Annotated in this window: 16 protein-coding genes; 8 read left to right on the forward strand and 8 right to left on the reverse strand. The window is 73.0% G+C overall.

The features are described 5' to 3' along the window. Positions 1 to 122: 122 nt before the first annotated feature. A complete protein-coding gene (locus tag ACQB60_RS24730) occupies positions 123 to 1,175 on the forward strand; it encodes a DUF2637 domain-containing protein (protein WP_496928304.1) in 1,053 nt (350 codons plus the stop codon). A 123-nt stretch (positions 1,176 to 1,298) separates the two neighbouring features. On the opposite strand, the gene ACQB60_RS24735 is transcribed toward ACQB60_RS24730, so the two are convergent. Continuing rightward, on the reverse strand, positions 1,299 to 1,700 hold the full coding sequence (locus ACQB60_RS24735) for an ATP-binding protein (RefSeq protein ID WP_496928305.1): 402 nt from the start codon (positions 1,698 to 1,700) through the stop codon (positions 1,299 to 1,301). Between the two features lie 276 nt (positions 1,701 to 1,976). On the opposite strand from ACQB60_RS24735, the gene ACQB60_RS24740 reads away from it, so the two are divergent. Further along, positions 1,977 to 5,045, forward strand: a complete 3,069-nt coding sequence (locus ACQB60_RS24740) for an alpha-mannosidase (protein ID WP_496928306.1) — start codon at positions 1,977 to 1,979, stop codon at positions 5,043 to 5,045. A gap of 89 nt (positions 5,046 to 5,134) precedes the next feature. Here the strand turns inward: ACQB60_RS24740 and ACQB60_RS24745 are convergent, their stop codons facing one another. The 4 genes from ACQB60_RS24745 to ACQB60_RS24760 form a co-directional block, all read right to left on the reverse strand. After that, positions 5,135 to 5,902, reverse strand: a complete 768-nt coding sequence (locus ACQB60_RS24745; RefSeq protein WP_496928307.1) for a hypothetical protein — start codon at positions 5,900 to 5,902, stop codon at positions 5,135 to 5,137. 130 nt (positions 5,903 to 6,032) lie between these two features. Then, positions 6,033 to 7,775 carry a pyruvate dehydrogenase gene (locus ACQB60_RS24750; RefSeq protein ID WP_496928308.1) on the reverse strand — a complete coding sequence of 581 codons (1,743 nt, stop codon included), beginning with the start codon at positions 7,773 to 7,775 and terminating at the stop codon, positions 6,033 to 6,035. 102 nt (positions 7,776 to 7,877) lie between these two features. Next, positions 7,878 to 9,200, reverse strand: a complete 1,323-nt coding sequence (locus ACQB60_RS24755; protein WP_496928309.1) for a protein phosphatase 2C domain-containing protein — start codon at positions 9,198 to 9,200, stop codon at positions 7,878 to 7,880. Between the two features lie 121 nt (positions 9,201 to 9,321). Then, positions 9,322 to 13,098, reverse strand: coding sequence for a S8 family peptidase (locus ACQB60_RS24760; RefSeq protein ID WP_496928310.1), 3,777 nt, complete (start codon positions 13,096 to 13,098; stop codon positions 9,322 to 9,324). Positions 13,099 to 13,313: 215 nt separating this feature from the next. On the opposite strand from ACQB60_RS24760, the gene ACQB60_RS24765 reads away from it, so the two are divergent. The 3 genes from ACQB60_RS24765 to ACQB60_RS24775 all read left to right on the forward strand — a co-directional run bounded on the left by ACQB60_RS24765 (position 13,314) and on the right by ACQB60_RS24775 (position 15,399). Beyond that, on the forward strand, positions 13,314 to 14,297 hold the full coding sequence (locus tag ACQB60_RS24765; protein WP_496928311.1) for a winged helix-turn-helix transcriptional regulator: 984 nt from the start codon (positions 13,314 to 13,316) through the stop codon (positions 14,295 to 14,297). A 69-nt stretch (positions 14,298 to 14,366) separates the two neighbouring features. Next, positions 14,367 to 14,849, forward strand: coding sequence for a DUF456 domain-containing protein (locus ACQB60_RS24770; protein ID WP_496928312.1), 483 nt, complete (start codon positions 14,367 to 14,369; stop codon positions 14,847 to 14,849). 175 nt (positions 14,850 to 15,024) lie between these two features. Continuing rightward, the gene (locus ACQB60_RS24775) at positions 15,025 to 15,399 is read left to right on the forward strand and encodes a PPOX class F420-dependent oxidoreductase (RefSeq protein ID WP_496928313.1); all 375 of its coding nucleotides are present in this window, start codon (positions 15,025 to 15,027) and stop codon (positions 15,397 to 15,399) included. A 21-nt stretch (positions 15,400 to 15,420) separates the two neighbouring features. On the opposite strand, the gene ACQB60_RS24780 is transcribed toward ACQB60_RS24775, so the two are convergent. The 3 genes from ACQB60_RS24780 to ACQB60_RS24790 all read right to left on the reverse strand — a co-directional run bounded on the left by ACQB60_RS24780 (position 15,421) and on the right by ACQB60_RS24790 (position 19,102). Beyond that, a complete protein-coding gene (locus ACQB60_RS24780; protein WP_496928314.1) occupies positions 15,421 to 16,863 on the reverse strand; it encodes a bifunctional transcriptional activator/DNA repair enzyme AdaA in 1,443 nt (480 codons plus the stop codon). A gap of 178 nt (positions 16,864 to 17,041) precedes the next feature. After that, positions 17,042 to 18,187 carry a ribosome small subunit-dependent GTPase A gene (rsgA, locus tag ACQB60_RS24785; protein WP_496928315.1) on the reverse strand — a complete coding sequence of 382 codons (1,146 nt, stop codon included), beginning with the start codon at positions 18,185 to 18,187 and terminating at the stop codon, positions 17,042 to 17,044. A 261-nt stretch (positions 18,188 to 18,448) separates the two neighbouring features. Next, entirely contained in the window at positions 18,449 to 19,102 is a 654-nt protein-coding gene (locus tag ACQB60_RS24790; RefSeq protein WP_496928316.1) for a TetR/AcrR family transcriptional regulator, read from the reverse strand. A 162-nt stretch (positions 19,103 to 19,264) separates the two neighbouring features. On the opposite strand from ACQB60_RS24790, the gene ACQB60_RS24795 reads away from it, so the two are divergent. Genes ACQB60_RS24795 through mhpA form a run of 3 tightly spaced genes read left to right on the forward strand, consistent with a single transcriptional unit; the run spans position 19,265 to position 22,943 of the window. Further along, positions 19,265 to 20,437 (forward strand): VOC family protein, encoded by a 1,173-nt coding sequence (locus ACQB60_RS24795; RefSeq protein WP_496928317.1) that lies wholly within the window; start codon positions 19,265 to 19,267, stop codon positions 20,435 to 20,437. After that, positions 20,434 to 21,375, forward strand: a complete 942-nt coding sequence (locus tag ACQB60_RS24800; protein WP_496928318.1) for a fumarylacetoacetate hydrolase family protein — start codon at positions 20,434 to 20,436, stop codon at positions 21,373 to 21,375. The genes ACQB60_RS24795 and ACQB60_RS24800 overlap by 4 nt, the downstream gene beginning before the upstream one ends. Then, positions 21,372 to 22,943, forward strand: a complete 1,572-nt coding sequence (gene mhpA, locus ACQB60_RS24805; RefSeq protein ID WP_496928319.1) for a bifunctional 3-(3-hydroxy-phenyl)propionate/3-hydroxycinnamic acid hydroxylase MhpA — start codon at positions 21,372 to 21,374, stop codon at positions 22,941 to 22,943. Before ACQB60_RS24800 ends, mhpA begins: the two co-directional genes overlap by 4 nt. The last annotated feature ends 45 nt before the right edge of the window (positions 22,944 to 22,988 follow it).

Here is a 22,988-nt window from a genome sequence, read left to right on the forward strand (position 1 = left end):
CTTAGGCGGTCTCTTGCCCCGAAACCCCTCTGGGGGGCGACGGGATGGGGGCACTATGGCGCCCGAAAACGCCAACGCCCCGCCGCGAGGCGACGCACGCGAAGCAATGCAAGGGATCCCTGATGAGACTGACCGACATATCGCTGGACTGGCTCCTTCCCGGCGGCATCCTGCTCCTGGGCATGCTGGTGGCGGTCGCGGTGCTCGCGCGCGGCAAGCGTGCCGGGGAGAAGGCGGCCTCGGGCGACGACTCGTGGGAGCGCAGCGAGGAACGCCGCCGCCGCAAGGAAGCCATCTACGGCACCGCCTCCTATGTGCTCCTGTTCTGCTGTGCGGCGGTCGCCGCCGCACTCTCCTTCCACGGCCTGGTCGGCTTCGGCCAGCAGAACCTCAACCTCTCCGGCGGCTGGGAGTACCTCGTCCCGTTCGGGCTCGACGGGGCGGCGATGTTCTGCTCCGTGCTCGCGGTGCGCGAGGCCAGCCACGGCGACGCGGCCCTCGGCTCGCGGTTGCTGGTGTGGACGTTCGCGGGCGCGGCCGCCTGGTTCAACTGGGTGCACGCACCGCGCGGCGTCGACCACGCGGGCGCCCCGCAGTTCTTCGCGGGGATGTCGCTGTCCGCGGCCGTGCTCTTCGACCGTGCCCTCAAGCAGACCCGCCGCGCGGCCCTGCGCGAACAGGGCCTGGTGCCACGGCCGTTGCCGCAGATCCGCATCGTGCGGTGGCTGCGCGCGCCCCGGGAGACGTACGACGCCTGGTCACTGATGCTCCTGGAAGGCGTACGCACCCTGGACGAGGCCGTCGAGGAGGTGCGCGAGGACCGGCGCGAGAAGGAGCGCACCCGGCTGCGCAGGCGCGACCAGGAGAAGCTGGAGCGCGCCCAGCTCAAGGCGCTCAGCCGGGGCCACCGCCCCTTCCCCGGGCGCACCGGGGGCCGTCAGGTCGAGGTACAGGCCGTCGCTCCGGCCGCCGGGTCCGCGCAAGTCGCGGACCCCGCCATAGCGCCGTCACAGGAACAGCTGCCGGTGCGCGCGCGTCCCTCCCTGCAGGCCGTCAAGGACGGCGGCACTGAGCCCCTGACGGTCGACCTGACCGCGGAGGACGACACGCAGACCCTGCCCCGGCTCGACACGCTGGAGCAGAAACTGAAGGACCTGGAGCAGCAGTTCGGCTGATCCGCCCGGTCCGTCCGCGCAGGGGACGGGTCGGCGTCGGACAGCTCAACTCGGCTGCTCCAGGCCCCCGTTGGACGGTGGTCACGCCTCGGGCGTCCGCCGGTCAGGTATCCGCCCGGCTCTTCAGGCGTGACCCCCGTCCAGCTCGAACCACACGACTTTCCCCACGCCGTGCGCCCGTACTCCCCACGCGTCGGCGAGGGACTGCACGAGCACCAGGCCCCGGCCGTGCGTCCCCTCCTCCGCGTCCGGTACGCGCATCCTGGGGCGGCGCCCCACGAAGTCCCGTACCTCTACGCGGAGTCCGCGCGGGCCCACGGTGGCGGTGATGACCGCGTCGCGGTCGGTGTGCACCAGTGCGTTCGTGACCAGTTCGCTGGTGAGCAGCTCGGCCACCTCGGAGCGGCCCGGCCTCCCCCACCGTCCGAGGAACTCGCGCAGCGCTCTTCTTACCTCCGGTACCGCCCTCAGGTCGGCGCGGCCGAGCCTGCGCTGGAGCTGGACGCGGCCGGACTCGTCCGCCACGGCGTCGGGCGCCCATGCCTCATCGGTCTGTTGCTTCCATACGTCCGCATTCGCTGAAGCGGCCCCTCTCGTCCCGGGACCTCCTCGTCGTACCTGCCTCGTCATGACCCCCGCCCGCAAACCGATGGCTTCCTCCCTGCTCGAACACGCTCACGGGATGCATTCCCGCCCCGCCCGGCGGCACACAGGTCCATTCAAGAACCATGAAAGTGGATGCCCCGAGCGTCGGCAGGGAAGTGAAGCGGTGGACACCCCCGAGCCGCCCGAGGAGCCGCCGTGCACGACGACCGACGCCAGGTCGAGGACCGCCTGGAGCGCGCGCTGCGCCAGTTCATCCGTCCCGCGCAGTACGCGCACCGCACCCCGCTCACCCTCTCCGTGTGGCACACGCCGGGCGAACCGGTGCCGGTGGCCGAGGCGATGGCGGCGGACTACGCGCCCTTCGAGCCGGGCGAGGTGTGGGGAAAGCCCTGGTCGACGAGTTGGTTCCGGCTCGAGGGGACGGTGCCGAAGGAGTGGGAGGGGCGCCGCGTCGAGGTGGTCGTGGACCTCGGCTTCACGGGTGAGGGGCCCGGATTCCAGGCGGAGGGACTCGCGTACGACGCCTCCGGCGTGCCCCTCAAGGGCATTCACCCGCGCAACCAGTACGTGCCCGTCGCGGCCCGCGCGCAGGGCGGCGAGCCGGTGCACCTGCTCCTGGAGGCGGCCGCCAACCCGACGGTCCTGCACGACTTCGTGCCGACGCGGCTGGGCGACGTCCTGACCGCGGGCGACCGCCCCCTCTACCGCTTCGGGGCCGCCGACCTCGCCGTCCTGGACGAGGACGTCTGGCAACTGGTCCTGGACATCGAGGTGCTGGCGGAGCTGATGCCGGAGCTGGACGCGGACCGGCCGCGCCGCCACGAGATCCTGCGCGCCCTGGAGGACATGCTCGACGCCCTTGACCTGCACGACGTGCCGGGCACGGCCGCCACCGCCCGCGCCTGCCTCACCGAGGTCCTGTCCCGGCCCGCCCACGCCAGCGCGCACCGCCTCTCGGCGACCGGGCACGCGCACATCGACTCGGCGTGGCTGTGGCCGCTGCGCGAGACGGTGCGCAAGGCGTCGCGGACCTTCGCCAACGTGACGGCGCTCGCCCGCGACTACCCCGAGCTGGTCTTCGCCTGTTCGCAGGCGCAGCAGTACGCATGGGTGAAGGAGCACCAGCCGCACATCTGGGAGCGCATCAAGAAGGCGGTGGCGGAGGGAAATTGGGCTCCGGTCGGCTCGATGTGGGTCGAGTCGGACGCCAACATGCCGGGCGGCGAGGCCCTCGCACGCCAGCTCACGCACGGCATGCGGTTCTTCCGCGAGGAGCTGGGCGTGGAGACGGAGGAGGTGTGGCTGCCGGACTCCTTCGGCTACACGGCCGCCTTCCCGCAGCTGGCGCGGCTCGCCGGGATCCGCTGGTTCCTGACGCAGAAGCTGAGCTGGAACCAGTCCAACAAGATGCCGCACCACACCTTCTGGTGGGAGGGCATCGACGGCAGCCGCGTCTTCACGCACTTCCCGCCCGCCGACAAGTACAACGCCCAGTTCCACGGCGCCGAACTGGCCCACGCCGAGCGGAACTTCACCGAGAAGGGCCGCGCCACCCGCTCCCTGATCCCGTTCGGCTGGGGCGACGGCGGGGGCGGCCCCACCCGCGAGATGATGGAGAAGGCCCGCCGCCTGCGCTCCCTGGAGGGCTCGCCCCGCCTGGAGATCGAGCGGCCCTCGGCGTTCTTCGCCGCCGCCGAGGAGGAGTACGGGGAGCGGGCCCCGGTGTGGTCGGGCGAGCTCTATCTGGAGCTGCACCGGGCCACGTACACGACGCAGGCGGCGACCAAGCGCGGCAATCGCAGAAGCGAACACGCCCTGCGCGAGGCCGAGTTGTGGTGCACGGCGGCCGCGCTGCGGGACCCCGCGTACGCGTATCCGTACGACGAACTGGACCGGCTGTGGAAGACGGTGCTGCTGCACCAGTTCCACGACATCCTGCCGGGCTCGTCGATCGCGTGGGTGCACCGGGAGGCACGCGATACGTACGCGCGCGTGCTCGCCGAGCTGGACGAGCTCACCACGCAGGCCGTACGCCATCTCGGCGCCGGGGAGGCGGCGGTGCTCAACGCGTCCCCCTACGCGCGCAGCGAGGTGGTGCAGCGCGAGGACGGCTCGCTCGCCCACGTGGTGGTGGACGGCTTCGGCACCAGGAGCCTCGCCGAGGCGGCCGGGCACACCCGCTCCCCGGGCACCGGCGCCACCGCCCATCAGGCAGACAGAACGATCCAGTTGGCGAACGAGCACCTGCGCGTGACCGTCGACGCGGACGGCCTGCTGACCTCCGTGCGGGATCTGGACGCGGGCGGCCGTGAGGTGCTCGCCCCCGGCAGCCGCGGCAACCTCCTCCAGCTCCACCCCGACCACCCCAGCCACTACGACGCCTGGGACCTCGACCGCCACTACCGCCACCGGCACACCGACCTGACCGGCGCCGAGTCGGTGGAGCTCGTCGAGGACGGGCCCCTGCGGGTCGCCGTCCGCGTGGTGCGGGCCTTCGGCGACGGCTCGCGGATCACCCAGGAGCTGCGGCTCGCGGCGGGCAGCCGCCGCGTCGACGTCGTCACGGACGTGGACTGGCACGAGTCGGAGAAGGTCCTCAAGGCGGCGTTCCCGCTGGACGTGCACGCCGAACGGTCCGCCGCCGAGATCCAGTTCGGGCATGTGCACCGGCCGACCCACGTCAACACCGGCTGGGACGCCGCCCGCTTCGAGATCTGCGCGCACCGCTGGCTGCGGGTCGCCGAGGAGGGCTACGGCGTCGCGGTCCTCAACGACTCGACGTACGGCCACGACGTGACCCGCGCCGAACACGCGGACGGGCTCGGCACGACGGTCCGCCTCACCCTGCTGCGGGCCCCGCACAGCCCGGACCCGGACACCGACCTCGGCGCGCACCGCTTCACGTACGCGCTGCTCGTGGGCGCGGACGTCGGGGCCGCCGTCGCCGAGGGGCTCGCGCTCAACCTGCCGCTGCGGGAGGCGTCCGCCCCGGACCTGGCGCCGCTGGTGCGCCTCGACGACCCGGCGGTCACGGTCGAGTCGGTGAAGCTCGCCGACGACCGCAGCGGCGATGTGGTGGTGCGGCTCTACGAGTCCCGGGGCGGGCGGGCCGCGGCGACGCTGACGACGTCGTTCCCGGTGGCGGCGGCCGAGGTGACGGACCTCCTGGAGCGCCCGCTGCACCCCGCGGAGACGTCCGCGGAGGGACTGGCGCTGTCGCTCCGGCCCTTCCAGATCGTGACGCTGCGGCTGCGGCCCGCGTAAGGGCACACGCACGCCGGCGCCCGGTCCCCCCAGCAAGTAGGGACCGGGCGCCGGCGTGTGCGAACCCCGTGCCGAGCGGTGCGAGCGCTCTAGAACAGGCTGATGTCGACGGCCACGACGGCGTCGAGCAGACCCTGCAGACCGAGGTTGAGGTCGATGTCGGCGTCCAGGCCGAGCGCGACGATCAGGTCGGTGTTGAGCTTGGCGCCGACGGCGAGGTTGGCGTCCACGTCCAGGGTGGCGTCCACGTCGACACCGGCGGAGGCGTCGATGTCCGCGGTCAGGCAGGTGCCGAGGGAGGCGTCGAGGTCGGCGAAGAGCGCGGCGTTCAGGTGGATGCCCTGCTCGCCGAGCTTCAGGGTGGCGTTGCTCGTGCCCTCGATGAGCTCGACCTGGGCCTCCGCCGGGTTGTTGACCGTACCGATCTTGACGTTGGCCTTGGCCCCGACCTTCGCCGTGATCAGACCGGTCTTGACGTCGACGGCCACGTTCGAGACGACGACCTTCTTGGTGCCCTTGGACAGCTGGATGCCGCCCTGGAGCAGCACCTTGCCGCCGACGATCTTGTGGTTCTTGTGCGTGATCCGGCTGCCCTTGCCGACGGTCAGGCTGACGGTGCCGTTGTCGTCGGACGCCCCGCCCACGCCGACGGCCACGATGCCGTGGGCCTCCAGGTCGACGGCGGCGTTGAGGTCGAGCGAGAGGCCCGCGCCGATCAGCGGGGTGTCGGGGGTGGGGGCGACGGTGGTGGCGGCCGGAGCCTTGTCGGGGGTCGCCGCGAGCGCGGCGGGGGCGGTGACGCCCGAGATCAGGAGCGCGGCGACGGCGACCGCGGAGACGCGACGGTACGAGGACATGCGGGTCACAGACCTTCCTGTGGAGAAAGTGTGATGGTCACCTCGTGACACTTTCCGCGTGGTTCCGCCGACGCCTCCGCCGGACGGTCTCTTCCACCCTTACGGGTCATCGCCGGACACCCGCCGGGGGCTACGGCCTCGGGACATTCCTGAGATTCGAGCGGGCCATCTGGAGCATCCGGCCCACCCCGCCGTCCAGAACGATCTTGCTCGCGGAGAGCGCGAAGCCCGTCACCATCTCGGAGCTGATCTTGGGCGGGATGGAGAGCGCGTTCGGGTCGGTGACGATGTCGACGAGGGCCGGGCCCTTGTGGGCGAAGGCGTCCTTCAGGGCGCTCGCGAGCTGCTTGGGCTTCTCGACGCGGACGCCGTAGGCCCCGGCGGCGCGGGCGACCGCGGCGAAGTCCGGGTTGTGGTTGGTGGTGCCGAACGACGGGAGACCCGCGACCAGCATCTCCAACTCGACCATTCCCAGAGAGGAGTTGTTGAAGAGGACGACCTTCACCGGCAGGTCGTACTGGACGAGCGTGAGGAAGTCGCCCATCAGCATGGAGAAGCCGCCGTCGCCGGACATCGAGACGACCTGGCGCCCCCGGTCGATGAACTGGGCGCCGATCGCCTGCGGCAGCGCGTTGGCCATCGAGCCGTGCGTGAAGGAGCCGATGATGCGGCGCTTGCCGTTCGGGGAGAGGTAGCGGGCCGCCCAGACGTTGCACATGCCCGTGTCGACGGTGAACACCGCGTCGTCGGCGGCGAGGTCGTCCAGGACCGAGGCCACGTACTCGGGGTGGATCGGGACGTGCTTCTCGACCTTGCGGGTGTACGCCTTGACCACGCCTTCGAGGGCGTCGGCGTGCTTCTTCAGCATCTTGTCGAGGAACTTGCGGTTGGTCTTCGGCGAGACCCGCGGCGTGAGGCAGCGCAGCGTCTCGCGGACGTCGCCCCAGACCGCGAGGTCGAGGCGGGAGCGGCGGCCGAGGTGCTCGGGCCGGACGTCGATCTGGGCGATCTTGACGTCGTCGGGCAGGAACGCGTTGTAGGGGAAGTCCGTGCCCAGGAGGATCAGCAGGTCGCACTCGTGGGTGGCCTCGTAGGCGGCGCCGTAGCCGAGCAGTCCGCTCATGCCGACGTCGTAGGGGTTGTCGTACTGGATCCACTCCTTGCCGCGCAGGGCGTGCCCGACCGGGGACTTGATCTTCTCGGCGAACTCCATGACCTCGGCGTGCGCGCCCGCCGTGCCGCTGCCGCAGAAGAGCGTGACCCGGTCCGCCTCGTCGATCATCGCGGCGAGCTTCTCGATCTCCGCGTCGCCGGGGCGGACCGTGGGCCGCGAGGTGACCAGGGCGGTCTCGGCGGCCTTGTCGGGGGCGGGCTCGTCGGCGATGTCGCCGGGGAGCGAGACGACGCTGACGCCCGACTGGCCGACCGCGTGCTGGATGGCGGTCTGCACCAGCCGCGGCATCTGCTTCGGGTTGGAGATCATCTCGCTGTAGTGGCTGCACTCGCGGAACAGCTGGTCCGGGTGCGTCTCCTGGAAGTAGCCGAGGCCGATCTCGCTGGAGGGGATGTGCGAGGCGAGGGCGAGGACCGGCGCCATGGAGCGGTGGGCGTCGTACAGGCCGTTGATGAGGTGCAGGTTGCCGGGGCCGCAGGAGCCCGCGCAGGCAGTCAGCTGCCCGGTGATCTGAGCCTCGGCGCCCGCCGCGAACGCGGCCGTCTCCTCGTGGCGGACGTGGATCCAGTCGATGGCGGAGTTGCGGCGGATCGCGTCCACCACGGGGTTCAGGCTGTCACCCACCACCCCGTACAGGCGCTTGACCCCCGCGCGGACGAGGATGTCGACGAACTGCTCGGCGACGTTCTGCTTGGCCATGACTTCACGAACCCTTCGGTGCCCGGACCCTGATCGCTTCTCGCTGATCGCTGATGACTCATCGCGTGTCGCTCTAGGTCCATGAAGTCACAGGGGGTCGGCTCACGCCTCCCAAACGGCGGCAGCTGTCCGATCGTCGGCGTAGCCCTTCACCCGCACCTGGATGTCCGCGAGGAACGCGGCGAGGCCCGGCGGGCCGGTCTTCTCCCACCGCCTGGTGAGGTGTTCGGCGAGCTCGGGCTCGCCGCGCAGCGGCTCGGCCAGGCCGCCGCTGCACAGCAGCAGCGCGTCACCCGGCCGGGCGACCGAGGCGCGGAAGCGGAACGGGTCGCGGGGCGCCGGGTCGGGGGCCGGTTCATAGGGGCTGGGCGGGGTGATGATGCCCATGTCCATGGTGAGCCGGTCGCCCTCAGCCGTCTCGGCGGGCGGCTGCGAGCCGAAGCCCACCACCGCGTCCCCGGTGGCCTCCGCGACCTGCGGCTCGATGTCCTGCCACGCGCCGTCGCGCAGCCGGAACAGGCCGCCCGCGCCGACGCCGAAGAAGACCCGGATGCGGCAGCCCGGGTCGGCGGGCAGCAGCAGACAGCGCAGCGACGCCGCGTACTCCTCGGGCTCCACGCCGATCTCGGCGGCGTGCGCGCGGAGCTTGCCGAGGCTGCGGTCGGTGAGGCGGTGCAGGCCCGACTTGAGGTCGCCGCGCCGCCCGGCCCTGATGTCCTCGGCGAGCCGCGCGTGGCTGCGGCCGACCGCGCGGCCGATCCAGTCGCAGACCTCGGCGGCGGCGAGGTGGGCACCCGGGGTGGCGCGGGCGCCGGTCGCGAGGGCGACGAGCACCAGCGCGTTCGCGCCGACGCCGAAGCGGGCGGTGAGCAGCGAGTCGCGGCGCGGCTCGCCCCGGAAGCGGGCCGAGTCGCCGCGCACGGAGGCCGCGCGCAGCGTGCTGGAGCCGTAGCGCGCGCCGTCCAGGACGGTGTCCGCGACGAGCTCGCCGAGGTGGTCGGGGTCGGCGGCGGGCAGCATGGTGGGCTCGGCGTCGTAGGTGGGCGGGCCGTCCCCCACGTAGTCGAGCGGTGCGGCGGTCGGGGCCTCTTCTGGGGCGGTGTCGGTGTCGGTGCCCGGGGCGGCGGAATCCCGTTCCGGCCGCTGTTCCGGTACGAGGGGTGGGGCGGCCGACTCCTCCGCGGCGGCGCGCGGGTCGTCGGTCCGGGCCACCGCGTCGGGGAGCTGCTGGTCGCGGAGGCCGAACTCCTCGGCGTACGGGGATGGTCGGGGGGCCTCGCGGTCCACGGCGCCCGCGGCGGAGGCGAATCGGTCGTCGAGTGTGTCGCCGGTGGCGGCGGGGCCCGTGTCGGGCGTGGCGTCGTCGTACAGCTGACCCCACCAGTCGTCTTCCTGGCCGGTGGGCCTCTCCCCCTGCTGGCTCATGCCCTTTATTGTCCACGGCACGGGCCGTACGAAAACGGTGCATCCGGAAAAAAGAGGCCGCCGGACGGTCCCACCCCCCACGGGGGAACCGTCCGGCGGCCCCGGTTCGCGCGGCCGGGAATCAGCGCACGTCGTAGGCGCGGGCGACCGTCTGGGTGACGGAGGCGCCGTGCGCGTCGGTGAGCGTCGTCCGCAGCCAGACCTGCTTGCCGGCTGCGCCCGTGTGGTTCACGGTGGCGCTCCAGCGGCCGTCGTGCGCGGCGGTGGCCGCGTCCGTCCAGGTCTTGCCCTCGTCGTAGGAGTACGCGAGTTTCGCCTCGGTGATCTTCCCGGGCTCATATCCCGCGTGCCCCGTCGCGGTCAGTTCAATCTTCTGACCGTCCTTCGCGGCAAGGGTCTTGAGGCCGTCGTCGTCGAGGGCGTAGCGCGGGAAGAGCAGCGCGAGCCCCTGCGAGTACGCGTTCTCGTCGAGCTTGGAACGGAACGTCCACGTCGTCTCCGTGCCCGTGGAGCGGTTCCAGACCTGGGAGCCGATCTTCTCGGTGTGCAGGGTCAGTTCGTAGGTGCTCTCGTCGGCCGGGACCTCGAAGACACCGAAGGGGAACCCGGTGTCGCCGACGACCTCACCGTTCCGCTTGAGGACCATGCCGCCGATGTCGCCGAAGCTGCCCTGGACTCCCCCGTGTTCGCCGTCGCCCCAGAAGCCGGGCGCGACGCCGATGAGGTTGCCCTGGCGCTCGGCGGCGAGGGCGAGGTCGCCGTCCGCCTCGCGCGGCGCCGCCGGGGTGAGCACGCCGTCGTACCAGCGCTCGGAGCGCCGCTCGCCCGCCTTGTAGGTGCGGACCGGGTCCTGCATGAACTCCCCGAACGGGAAGCTGCTGGACACCTCGTGGCCCCAGCCGGTGCCGCCCGCCGAGTAGTACTCGGTGCGCGTGCCGGGGGCGGGCACCGACAGGAAGTCCCCGAAGAACGCCTTCAGTCCGGAGGGCCGGACGGCGTAGGGGGTGTCGAGGTAGTCGGTTGCCGTGCCCATCGCCTGGTAGCGCGCCTTGTTCGCGGCGAGGGCGCTGTCGCGGACCCGGTAGGTGCGGTCGTCGCGGATCTGCCCGGACTCGGGGAACGCCAGGTGGTAGACGTACGGGCTCTTCGCGGTGGCCTTCCAGCGCAGGGTGACCGGGCCGGACGACAGCTTCTTCAGGAGCGCCGCCGCCTCGTCCGTGGGGACGCCGAGGACGGGCAGCGGTCCGTTGCCGAACCCGACGCCCGGGTACCAGCGGCCGGGCGCCTCGCGGTGGGTGAGGACGGCGACCGCTCCGGCCGCCTTCGCGTTGTCGGCCGCCTCGCGGGCGCTGCCGCTGTCGGGGACCTTGACCAGGGCGATGCTGCCCTTGGCTCCGGCGGCGGCGAGCTCCTCGGGGGTGCCGTTCTTGGCGTCGACGAGGCGGGCGCTGCCGGTGCCGTCGAGGTTGACGGAGCCCGTGGAGGCGGTCACCGGGTGCAGCTTCAACGCGTCGCCCTGGACGGCCAGTTCGGAGACGGGCGGGGCGGTCGCCCGCCAGTAGCTCACCGACTCGTAGGTGCCGTCGGTGGCCTTGCCCTCGACCGAGGCGTAGTACCCGGCGACGGCGCGGCCGCCCTGCGCGGTGCCCGTGTGCAGCCAGGTGTCGTCCCAGGAGCGGGCGAAGCCGAGGGTGGCGCCGCTCGACTCGGACGCCTTGTCCGTCTTGATCGACAGGCGGTGGGCCTTGCGGGCGTCGAGGGTGATCGTGGTGTCCTTCTTCACCTCGACCTGTGGACGGGTCAGCTGGGTGAGGGAGTTGACGAGGGTGCCCTGCCGCTCCGGCGTCGCGACGAAGCCCGACAGGAAGTAGGAGCCCGGACGCACCTGGTACGTCTGGTCGCCCGCGCCCCCGTTCGTGCGGCGCTCGCCGCTCGCGTCGTCCATGCCGATGACGTCGACGGACGAACCGGCGTCGGCGGGCCTGCCGCCCCGGTCGATGAGCTTCACGCGCAGGCTCACCGTCTCCGGCTGCACGTACAGGGCGAACGGCGTGGTGACCCGAACTCCCTTGGCCGTGGCGAGGATCCGGCCGGTGACGTCGCCGTACTGGGCGCGCTTGAGGTCCGCGTCGGGGGTGACCTTCAACGGGACCTTCGCGGTGGCGCCGGGGGCGACGGTCACGCTGCTGCGCGCGAGGCGGGCGACGGAGGAGCGGACGGCGGACCCGTCGTTGCCGGTGACGCCCTGGACCTTGAGGCTCAGCTTCACCGGCTTGTCGGTGGTGTTGGTGTACGGGACGTCGACGCTCGTGCGGTCCGAGGAGTCCTGCGGCCAGCCGAAGCTGCCGCCCTGGACGGCGGGTGCGCCGAGGACGCGCTGGTCGACGGCGGCCTTCACGTCGAGGCGGCCGCCGCCGGTCTCCCGGACGTCGCCGGTGGCGCGGCTGTCCGCCGACGACACCAGGGCCGCCTTGATCTGCCGGGCGTCCCAGCCGGGGTGGGCCTGCTTGACGATCGCGGCGGCGCCCGCGACGTGCGGGGTCGCCATGGAGGTGCCGCTCATCGACTGGTAGGCGTAGACGCCGCGGCCGCCCGCGTTGGCCGCGGAGATGCCGACGCCGGGCGCGGCGATCTCCGGCTTGAGGGTGTGCGAGCCGTTGACGGGACCGCGGCTGGAGAAGTTCGCGGTGGAGTCGTCGCGGTCGACGGCGCCGACGGTGAGGACGCTGGGCGCACAGCCGGGCGAGGAGACCGAGTTGAGGGCCGGCCCGGTGTTCCCGGCGGCGATGACGAAGAGGGTGTTCTCCGCCGACCGGGCGAGCTCCTCGGTCGCGGTGGACATCGGGTCGGTGCAGTCGGTCTCCGCCGGGTTGCCGAGGCTCATGGAGACGACGTCGGCCTTCTGGTCGACGGCCCACTGCATGCCCGCGATGATCCACGAAGTGGCGCCCTCGCCCTGGTCGTTGAGGACCTTGCCGTGGAGGAGGTCGGCGGCGGGGGCGACGCCCTTCTTCTTGCCGTCGCTGGCGGCGCCGGTGCCGCCGACGGTGGAGGTGGTGTGGGTGCCGTGGCCCTGGCGGTCCTCGTTGTCCGGGGAGTCCGTGAAGTTCTCGACGGCGGATATCCGGCCCTTGAGGTCCGGGTGTTCGGCGTCGGCGCCGGTGTCGAGGACGGCGACCTTGGTGCCCTTGCCGTCGTAGCCGGCCGCCCATGCCTCGGGGGCGTGCACCTGCTTCGTCGACCTGTCGAGACTGGCCTTGACCTTCTGGTCGAGCCAGAGCTTCTTCAGGCCGGACGCGGCGGCACGGGACCTGGCTCCGGTGACGTCCGCCCAGAAGTCCGCGGCCTTCTTCTTGTCGGCCTTCAGGGCGACGCCGTCGACGGGGTCGAGGACGAGGCCGCGCGTGGCCCCGCGCGGGGCGGCGGGCGCGGAGCGGGCGACGTCAACGCCCTTGCCGTACACGGCGATCAGCGGCAGGGACTTGCTGTGCGCGTCGTCGTAACCCTGCCGGATCAGCCCGGTGACGTTGAAGAGCTCCTCGTCGACGCGGCCGGAGGAGAGCGCGTGGTCGGCGCCCTCGGGGTAGACGTACAGGTCCTTGCCCGACTGGCGGGTCTGCAGGAGGGGGGCGGTGCCGTCCTCGCCGGGCAGGGCCATCGCGGCGGCGCGGCCCTGCGCGTCGTACGACACCAGGACCCGGTCGCCGGTGACGAGCGTGACCACCGAACTGCCCTCGCCGCGCGGCACGCTGCCGGTCAGCGGGTGCTCGCGGCCCTTGTGGGCGGTGTTCTCGCGGGCGGTGTCCGTGTGCGGCTCGGCCATCGACGGCACGGCCGCGGTGACGGCGAGGACGACGGCACTGGCCACTCCCCATGCCGTACGGGCTCTTCGACGCATCGCTCTCCCCAGGGTTGACGGGCACGCACGCCTGACCACGGCGAATGCGGACCAATGGCCCGATTCGCGGCGGTGGTTGGTGCTGCGGTGGCGTCACCCTCGCAGAGAGGCGGCAGGTGCGGGGATGATGTCGAGCGGCGGGTTTACGCCGTGGCCGCTATCCGCCATCGCGGCCGCGGAACCGCCGGAACGGATCCTGGGGAGGACGTCGCCGCATGCTGGCCGCGATAGGACTGGACGAGACACACGAATCGGCATACCGGGCCCTCGTCGCGGTGGGGGCCGCCGACGTGCCCGCGCTCGCGCGCAGGCTCACCCTCGGGGAGCCGGAGACGGAGCGGGCGCTGCGCCTGCTGGAGCGGCACGGGCTCGCCGCGCAGGCGTCGGGGCGCGCGGGCCGCTGGGTGGCGGCGCCGCCCGGGGTCGCCCTCGGGGCGCTGCTCACCCAGCAGCGGCACGAGCTGGAAAAGGCGGAGCTGGCGGCGACCCTGCTCGCCGAGGAGTACCGCGCGCAGGCCGCCGAGCCCGCCGTGCACGACCTGGTGGAGGTGGTGACCGGCGCCGACGCCGTCTCCCAGCGCTTCCTCCAGCTGCAGCTCGGGGCGAACGCCGAGGTGTGCGCCCTGGTGACGGGGCGTCCGGTCGTCGTCTCCGGCATGGACAACAAGGCCGAGGAGCAGGCCACCAGCAGGGGCGTCAGCTACCGCGTCGTCGTGGAGCGGGACGTCCTCGCCCTCCCCCACGGCCTGACCGAGCTGTCCACCGCGATCGGCAGGGACGAGCAGGTCCGCCTGGTCGACCGGGTGCCCACGAAGCTGGTGATCGCCGACGGCGCCCTCGCGATGGTCCCGCTGACCTCGAAGGCCGCCGAACCCGCCGCCCTGGTGGTGCACGCGAGCGGCCTCCTCGAATCCCTCGCCGGGCTCTTCGAGGCGGTGTGGCGGGGCGCGCTCCCGCTGCGGCTCGGCGAGTCCGGGACGGTGCGGGAGGCGGCCGCGGCCGGGCCCGACGGCACGGACCTGGAGATCCTCTCGCTGCTCCTGGCCGGGCTCACCGACGCGAGCGTCGCCAAACAGCTCGACCTCGGGCTGCGCACCGTGCAGCGCCGGGTCAAGCGCCTGATGGAGCTGACGGGGGTGACGACGCGGCTCCAGCTGGGCTGGCACGCGTACGAGCGGGGGTGGGTGGCGCGCGTCTGAGCCCACGGGATCGGTGGGCTCGGCCTAACGTGACCTGCGGTTTTGCCCCGGCTCCTGCACGCTGGGCAGATGGGAGCATGGGAACTCCTGCTGGTCGGCGTCGTCATGCTGCTCGGCCTGTGCGGAGTACTGGTGCCCGGGGTGCCGGGGCCGTGGCTGGTGTGGGCCGCCGTCCTGTGGTGGGCGCTGCAGAGCCCGAACCCGCTCGCGTGGGGGGTCCTGGTCGGCGCCACGCTGGTGCTCCTCGCGGCGCAGGGCATCCGCTGGCAGCTCCCGCCCCGCCGCCTGAAACAGGCCGGCGCGACCCCTCGCATGGCGTACTTCGCGGGTGCGGGCGCGCTCCTCGGCTTCTTCGTGCTGCCCGTGCTCGGCGCGATACCGGGCTTCATCGGCGGCATCTACCTCGGCGAACGGCTGCGGCTCGGCGGCCACGGGGAGGCGGCCACGGCGACGCGCACGGCGATGCGGGCGGGCGGCACGAGCGTGCTGGTGGAGCTGTTCTCGTGCCTGCTGATCCTGGGGGCGTGGCTGGGGGCGGTGTGGTGGGGGTAGGCGCGTGTCCAGGTGACCAGGTGTCCAGGTGTCCATGGTCTTGGGTCTGCGGCTCTGGGGTCCTGGGGTCCTGCGGGGGCCCTTCGGTCCTGCGGTCCTGCGGGGGCCCTTCGGTCCTGCGGCCTAGGTCCGCGCGCCGATGTGGTGGCGGGGGTGGGCGTGACAGGCTCGCGGCATGAGCGAATTCAGTGAGGCGGAGCGCGCGTACCTGAAGTCCCAGCGGCTGGGGCGGCTCGCCACGGTCGACCCCTCGGGCCAGCCGCAGGCCAACCCGGTCGGGTTCTATCCGCAGGACGACGGGACGATCCTCATCGGCGGCTTCGCGATGGGCACGACGAAGAAGTGGCGCAACCTCCTGTCGAACCCGCGGACTTCGCTCGTCGTCGACGACATCGTGAGCCTCAAGCCGTGGAAGGTGCGGGGCGTGGAGGTCCGGGGCGATGCCGAACTCCTCACCGGGCCCCATGAGTTGGGCCCGCACTTCAGCGAGGAGCTGATCCGCATCCACCCGAAGTGGATCCACAGCTGGGGGCTCGACCTGGAGGCGTGACCGGGCGGCCGGGACCGCGGATCAGTGGCCGCGGGCCAGCCAGATGTGCCGCAGTCCGTACGAGCGCCAGGGGCGCCAGCCCGCCGCGTCCGGTTCGCCGTCGCCGGGCACCGCGACGTCCGGGTCGCCCAGGGCGCGCATGCGGATCACGGCGGCGGTCCGCGCGTCCATGCCGGGCAGGGCGCGCAGGGCCGCCGCCGCGTCGTCCCGGTCGGCCCCGGCGTCCAGGCGCAGCGTCCCGTCGGCGAGGGCGGTGGCGAGGGCGCCGAGCGGGCCCGGCTCGCCCGCGAGGGCCGCGGGCTCGGGGAAGACGTGGGTGAGGCTGCCACAGGGCGCGTCGAGGGCCTTGCCGAACCTCAGGGTCAGCTCCGCGGCGGCTTCCGCGCCCACCAGGGCCCGGATCGCCAGCTCCTCGGGGTCCGCGGCGCCGGGCGAGCGCAGGCCGGGGCGGGCGGCGACCAGCGGGGCGAGCCCGGGGTCGGCGGCAAGGCGCTCGTCCACCGCGTACGGGTCGGCGTCCAGGTCGAAGAGCTGACGCAGGCGCTGCACGGCGGTGGTGAGGTCACGCAGGTCGGCGAGGTGCAGCCGGGCGTCGAGCCAGCCGGAGCGGGCGCGCTCCTCGACGGCGACGATGCCGGTGCTGTGCGGGAGGCGGAGCGTACGGCGGTACGTGCGTCCGCCCGGCTCACCTCTCCCGGCCTGCTCGCCTCTCCCGGCCTGCTCGCCCCGCTCGCCCTGCTCGCCCCGCTCGCCCGTGATCTGCTCGATGCCCGCCACCGCCTCGCGGGCCAGGAGGTCGAAGACGACGCCCGCCTGGTAGGGGCCGCGGTAGGCGAGGCGCAGGGGGATGCCCGCGGCGGGTGTGGCCCGCGCGGCACCGCTCTTGGGGGCGGCGGCGCGCAGGGCGGTGGGCGTGAGCGCGTACACGGCGCGGATGGTGTCGTTGAACTGGCGGACGCTCGCGAAGCCCGCGGCGAAGGCGATCTCCGTGATCGGCAGATCGGTGGTCTGCAGCAACACCCGTGCGGTGTGGGCGCGTTGGGCGCGGGCGAGCGCGACCGGGCCCGCGCCGAGCTCGGCGGTGAGCTGGCGCTGGACCTGCCGGGCGCTGTACCCGAGGCGCACGGCGAGCCCGGACACGCCCTCGCGGTCCACGACCCCGTCGCCGATCATGCGCATGGCGCGGCCCACGACGTCGGCCCGCACGTTCCACTCCGCGGAGCCGGGGACGGCGTCCGGGCGGCAGCGGCGGCAGGCCCGGAAGCCGGAGCTCTGGGCGGCGGCCGCGGTCGTGTAGAAGCGGACGTTCTGCCGCTTCGGGGTGACGGCCGGGCAGCTGGGGCGGCAGTAGATGCCGGTCGTCTCGACGGCGAAGAAGAACTCGCCGTCGAAGCGGGCGTCCCGGCTGCGGACGGCTTCGTAGCGGGTGTCTTCTTGTGCGGCGACTGTGTTCACGTAGTCCATTGTGCGGGGGCGCTGCCGCGTGGGCTGGCGGATTTCGGACGCGACGTTCTGGGTGGGCGGCGGGTCTTTCTCCGGCGCTCCGCGCCGGGTGCTTGGGCGCTCCGCGCCCCGTAACCACGGCGCTCCGCGCCGGCCGTGGGGCGCCCTCGGCCTCAAGGGCGCCCCACGATCCCGTTCGCTAGCGCCAGCGCCCCCGCTTCGCCTCCATCGCCGCCTTCCCCTCCGCCCCCTTCAGCCGCCACTCCCGGCGGATCTCCGCACGCAGCCGGGCATCCGTCTTCGCGACGATGCGCTGGTTCTCGCGGAGCAGCTTCCGGTAGCTCTCCAGGCGGCGCTCGGGCAGGGTGCCGTCCTCCAGGGCGGCCCGGACGGCGCAGCCGGGCTCGGACTCGTGGGCGCAGTCGTGGAAGCGGCAGTCCGCCGCGAGTTCCTCGATCTCTGCGAAGACCTGGCCCACGCCCGTCTCCGCGTCCCACAGGCCGACCCCGCGCAGCCCCGGTGTGTCGATGAGCACGCCGCCGCCCGGCAGGACGAGGAGGTTGCGGGTCGTCGTCGTGTGCCGGCCCTTGCCGTCGATGTCGCGGACCGCCTGGACGCCCATCACGGCCTCGCCGATCAGCGCGTTCGCGAGCGTCGACTTGCCCGCGCCGGACTGGCCGAGCAGGACCGAGGTGCCGCCGCCCACGACCGCCGCGAGGACCTCCACGCCGTCCCCGGCCTCGGCGCTCAGCGCCAGGACCGGCACGCCCGGCGCGGTGGTCTCCACGTCCTGGACGAGGTGCGCGAGCGTCACGGGGTCCGGCACCAGGTCGGACTTGGTGAGCACGACGACGGGCTGGGCACCCGACTCCCAGCCGAGCGCCAGGAACCGCTCGACCCGGCCGAGATCGAGCTCGGCGGCGAGCGAGACCGCGATGATCGCGTGGTCCACGTTGGCCGCGAGGATCTGGCCCTCGGACCGCTTCGAGGAGGTGGAGCGGACGAAGGAGGTGCGGCGCGTGAGGTAGGCCCGTACGAAACGGGGGTCGCCGTCGGGGTCGACGGCTGCCCAGTCCCCGGTGCACAGGACCTTCAGCGGGTCGCGCGGCGTGACGTACTCGGTGTCCGCCCGGACGGTTCCGGCGGCCGTGATCACGTCGCACTGTCCCCGGTCGACCCGCACGACCCGGCCGGGCACCAGGCCCTGCGCCGCGTACGGGGCGAACTCGGCCTCCCAGTCGGCGTCCCAGCCGTACGCGGCAAGGGAGTTCGACGAAGACGAGGGCGAGGACGACGCCGAGGACGAGAAAGGAGAAGCGGAAGAAGAGGAAGACGATGAAGACAAGGGGTGACCCTTCAAGAAGGTGACCCCGGCGCGCGCGAGCTCGCGCGGAAGGAAGAGGAAGGTCAGCCGGGGATCACGGAGAGGTGAGAGGACTTCTGGTCGCGGGCAACGCCCATCGCGGCAACAGCCATCGGTCACACCTCCTGGATCACACTCAGCCGACAACAGCGGCACCGGGCCGCCGTCCGAACAACGGGAACCTTAGACGGAGATCCCGGCGGCACGCCAGCTCTTTTTCCGGCACCGGTCCTCACGGGCGGCTCAGCCGCTCGGCACCGGTCCGCCCGGCACCGGCGGCAGCGGGCGCCCGGCCACTTCCCGGGCCTCGTCGGGCGGCAGGCCGAGCATGCGCAGGATCAGCGCCGCCAGCTGCCCGGCCGCCTCGGGGCCCGAGACGTCGGGCCGTACGGACTCCAGTTGCAGCAGTCCGAGGAGCGAGCCGCCGACGGCGGAGAGGGCGATGCGGGGGTCCTCCACGGAGAAGCGGCCGCCGGCGACCCCCTTCTCAATGTCCCGCAGGGCCCGCGGGGCGAGGCCCGTGTCCGCGTGCAGCTGCTCGATGCCGCGCCGCCGCAGCACGTGCGCCAGCTCCGGATGGGTCTCGACCATCCCGACCGTCATCCGCACGCTGACCGAGAAGACCTCCGCCGGGTCCTCGATGCCCTCGACGACGGTGTCGATGAGCTGCCCGTACTCCTCCAGCGCGTCGGTCACCGCCGCGTCGAAGAGGGCGGTCTTGCTCTCGAAGTGGTTGTAGAACGAGCCGAATCCGATGTCCGCGCGGTCGGCGATCGACTGGATGCTCGCCTCGGCGGCCGCCCCCTCCGCCAGCAGGGCGCGCGCCGCACCGATCAGGGCCGCGCGCGTCCGGGCCCGGCGGCGCTCGAAGCGGTTGCTGGTGGGTGTGTCAGGCATGGGGGCCAGAGTACTGGGCCGCGCCACACAACTGACGATCACATCAGGACTGACGTACGACCTGGAAAGTGTTGACACGAGTCTTCATCAAGAGTGATGCTTTCATCAACTTACGACGCCGCTCCCTCCGCACAGCTGCTCGCCCGCCCGAGGAGTACAGCCATGACAGCCAGGACGTCCGGCATCCGCACCCCCTCCCCCACCCCCGCCCAGGACCCCCACCACGGCCTGCACAGCGAGCACGGCTCCCGGCGCGGCGAGCATCCGGGGCGGGGCCGCGACCCCGTGGTGAAGGTGGCCGACCTGGCGTGGCTGGAGTTCGAGAAGCCCGACCTGGACCGGGCCGAGGTCTTCGGCCGCGACTTCGGGTTCGCCGTCGCCGCCCGCACCGAGCGGGAGCTGTGGCTGCGCGGCACCCTGGCTGGCGCGCCCTGCATGGTGATCCGCAAGGGCGTCGCCTCCCGCTTCATCGGCCCCGCCTTCCGGGCCGCCGAACGCTCCGACCTGGCCCGCCTGGCCCGCGCCACCGGCCGCACCGTGCGGCCCCTGAGGGACGCGGACCACCTGCCCGGCGGCGGCGCGACGGTCGACCTCCTCGACCCCTCCGGCTGCACCGTGCGCGTCGTGCACTGCGCCGAGGAGCTGTCCGCGCTGCCCGAACAGCGGCCGCTCACCCTCAACTTCGGCACACGGCACCCGCGCACGAACGCCGTGCAGCGCCCGCCCCGCGAGCCGTCCCGCATCCAGCGCCTCGGCCATGTCGTCCTGGAGTCACGGGTGTTCGCCCAGGCCCTGGACTGGTACCTGGACACGCTCGGCATGATCGTCAGCGACTTCCTGTTCCTGGACGGGCAGCGCGACCGGGGCCCGACGATGGCGTTCCTCCGCTGCGACCAGGGCGGCCGGGCCGTCGACCACCACACCCTGGCCCTGCACCTGGGCCCCGGCACCGGCTATGTCCACTCCGCCTACCAGGTGACCGACCTCGACGCCCTGGCCGCGGGCGGCGAGTACCTCAACGAGCGCGGATATCAACGGAGTTGGGGTATCGGGCGGCATGTGCAGGGCAGTCAGCTCTTCGACTACTGGCGCGATCCCGACCGCCTCATGCTGGAGCACTTCACCGACGGCGACCTCTTCTCGTGCGACGTCGAGCCGGGCTGGGCGGCCATGTCCGGCAGCGGCCTGGCCCAGTGGGGGCCGCCGGTCACCCGTGACTTCCTCGGCGCCGCCCCGTCGCCCGCCCGGCTCCGCGAGGTGCTGACGGCCCTGCGCGGCGACAACGAACTCGATCCCGCCCGTCTGCTCGGCCTGATGAAAGCGATGAACTCATGAGTACGAACGTCCTGCGCGGCGCCGACGGCTGGTGGGCGGTCCACGGCGACCGTGCCGTCCGCATCGACACGAAGGCCGTCACCACCGCGGAACTGCTCGCCGACTGCGACGCCGTGCGCAACACCGCGCACGCGGCTGACGGGGACGGCGTTCCCGTCGGCGACGTCGTGCCGCTGTCCCCGGTCACCACCCCCTGCCGGGTGGTGGCACAGATGGTCAACTACCGCAGCCACGCCCGGGATTCGGGCTTCACCGACCAGGTCCCGCCGACGTTCTTCCGCAAGGCGTCGGGCTCGGTCAGCGGTCCCGGCGACCCCATCCTGCGGCCCCCGCACGTCCGCTTCCTCGACTACGAGGTGGAGCTCGGCCTCGTCATGGGCGCGCCGCTGCCCGTGGGTACCACCGTCGCCGAAGGGGACCTGCCCTCGTACGTCGCCGGGCTCGTCGTCACGAACGACGTCAGCGCCCGTGACGTACAGCTGACCAAGGGGCAGTTCTACGAGAGCAAGTCGTACCCCACCTTCACGCCCACGGGGCCGTATCTGACGCTCCTCGACCCCGAGGACTTCGACCACCTGATCAACCTGCGGCTCACGCTGTCCGTCAACGGCGAACCCCGCCAGGACCGCACTCTCACCGACATGATCGTCCGCCCTGCGCGGGCCCTGACCCTGCTCGCCCGCTTCCAGACCCTGGACCCGGGTGACCTGCTGCTCACCGGAACCCCGGGAGGCACGGCGCTGAAGGCGCCCCCCAAGGCCGTCGAGAAGATCGGTGCGCTGCTGCCGCCGGCGGTGAAGTGGAAGGCGTTCTTCAACAGCCAGGCGAGGAACCCCCGTTATCTGCGCTCCGGCGATGTCGTCACCGCCGCCATCGCCACCCCCGACGGGCGGATCGACCTCGGCAGGCAGCGCACCACGGTCGCGGACGCACGGTGAGCGGCGCGTCCCGCGTTCCCGTGGTGATCGTCGGCGCGGGCCCCGTCGGGGTCACGGCGGCCCTCCTGCTCGCCCGGCGCGGAGTGCGCACCGTCGTCCTGGACCGCCACCGGGACGTGTACCCGCTGCCGCGCGCCGTGGCCATGGACGACGAGGTCCGCCGGATCCTGCAAGCGGTGGGCGTGCACGAGGAGTTCGCCGCGATCGCCCGCCCGGCAGGCGGGCTGCGCCTGCTGGACTCCCGGCACCGTGTCATGGCCGAGTTCCGGCGCGACGCCCCGCACGGACACCACGGCTTCCCGCAGACGACCCTCTACGACCAGCCCGCACTCGAACGGCTGCTGCGCGACGCGCTGGCCACGTACCCCGCGTGCGAACTGCGCGGCGGAGTCGAGGTGACCGGGATCGAGCAGGGCGGGGACGGGGGCGGCGACGGGCGCGGGCCCGTCCGCGTGACCTTCCACGGTGACGGCGGCGAGGAGGAGTTGTGGGCCGACGCGGTGCTCGGCTGCGACGGCGCGGGCGGCCTCACCCGCGAGGCGATCGGCGCGAGCTGGCAGGACCTGCGCTTCGAGGAGCGCTGGACGGTCCTCGACGTGCGCACCCGGCTCCCCGTACGCACCTGGGAAGGCGTGGATCAGGTCTGCGACCCGGTGCGGCCCGCGACCTTCATGCGCATCGGGGAGGACCGCTACCGCTGGGAGTTCCGGCTGGGCGACGGCGAGGAGCCGGACCCCGCCCGGTTGCGTGAGCTGGTGGCGCCGTGGGTGGACGTCCCGCCCGGCGCCCAGGACTTCGAGGTGCTCCGGCAGACGGCGTACACCTTCCGTGCCCGCATCGCCGACCGGTGGCGGCGCGGCCGCGTGCTCCTGCTCGGCGACGCCGCCCACCTGACCCCGCCCTTCATCGGACAGGGCCTGTGCGCGGGCCTGCGCGACGCCCACAACGCGGCCTGGAAGCTCGCCCTCGTCCTGCAACAGGGCGCCGACGAGCGGCTGTTGGACACCTATCAGCAGGAACGCGCACCCCATGCCCGGCACATGATCCGCCTCGCGGTCGCCCTCGGCTGGGCCATGACCGGCGGCCAGGACCGGGCCGCCACCCTGCGCCGCACGGCCCTCGCCGCCGCCTGCCGCGTCCCCGGCCTCACCGCGAGACTCGCCGCCGACCACGGCCCGGCCCTGTCCCCGGGCCCCCTCGTGCGCCGCACCCGGACCGGACGCGGCCTCGCGGGCACGCTCTGCCCACAGCCCTGGATCACGGTCGGCGGCCGCCGCGTCCAGCTCGACGACGCCCTCGGCGACGGCTTCGCCCTGCTGAGCGCCCCGGCCGCCGAGGCCGGTGCTCCCCTGCCCCCGTCCGTACGGGCCACCGCCGAGGCTCTCGGCGCCCGCGTCCTGCGCGTCGACGGTGCCCTCGCCGCGTGGCTGCGCGCGGGCCGGGCGGACGCCGTGCTGCTGCGCCCCGACCGCGTGGTCCTCGACACTCTCGCACCGGGCGCCGCGCACTTCACGGGCACGGAAGCCTGGGCCCCGCTGCTGGCCCCGCACCCCACGACCGCGTCCTGACCTTCCGTACTTCCTGAGCTTCATGACCCGTCCCGACGAGGAGCG

This window comes from Streptomyces odontotermitis, assembly GCF_050510915.1.
In the GTDB taxonomy this organism is placed as follows: Bacteria; Actinomycetota; Actinomycetes; order Streptomycetales; family Streptomycetaceae; genus Streptomyces.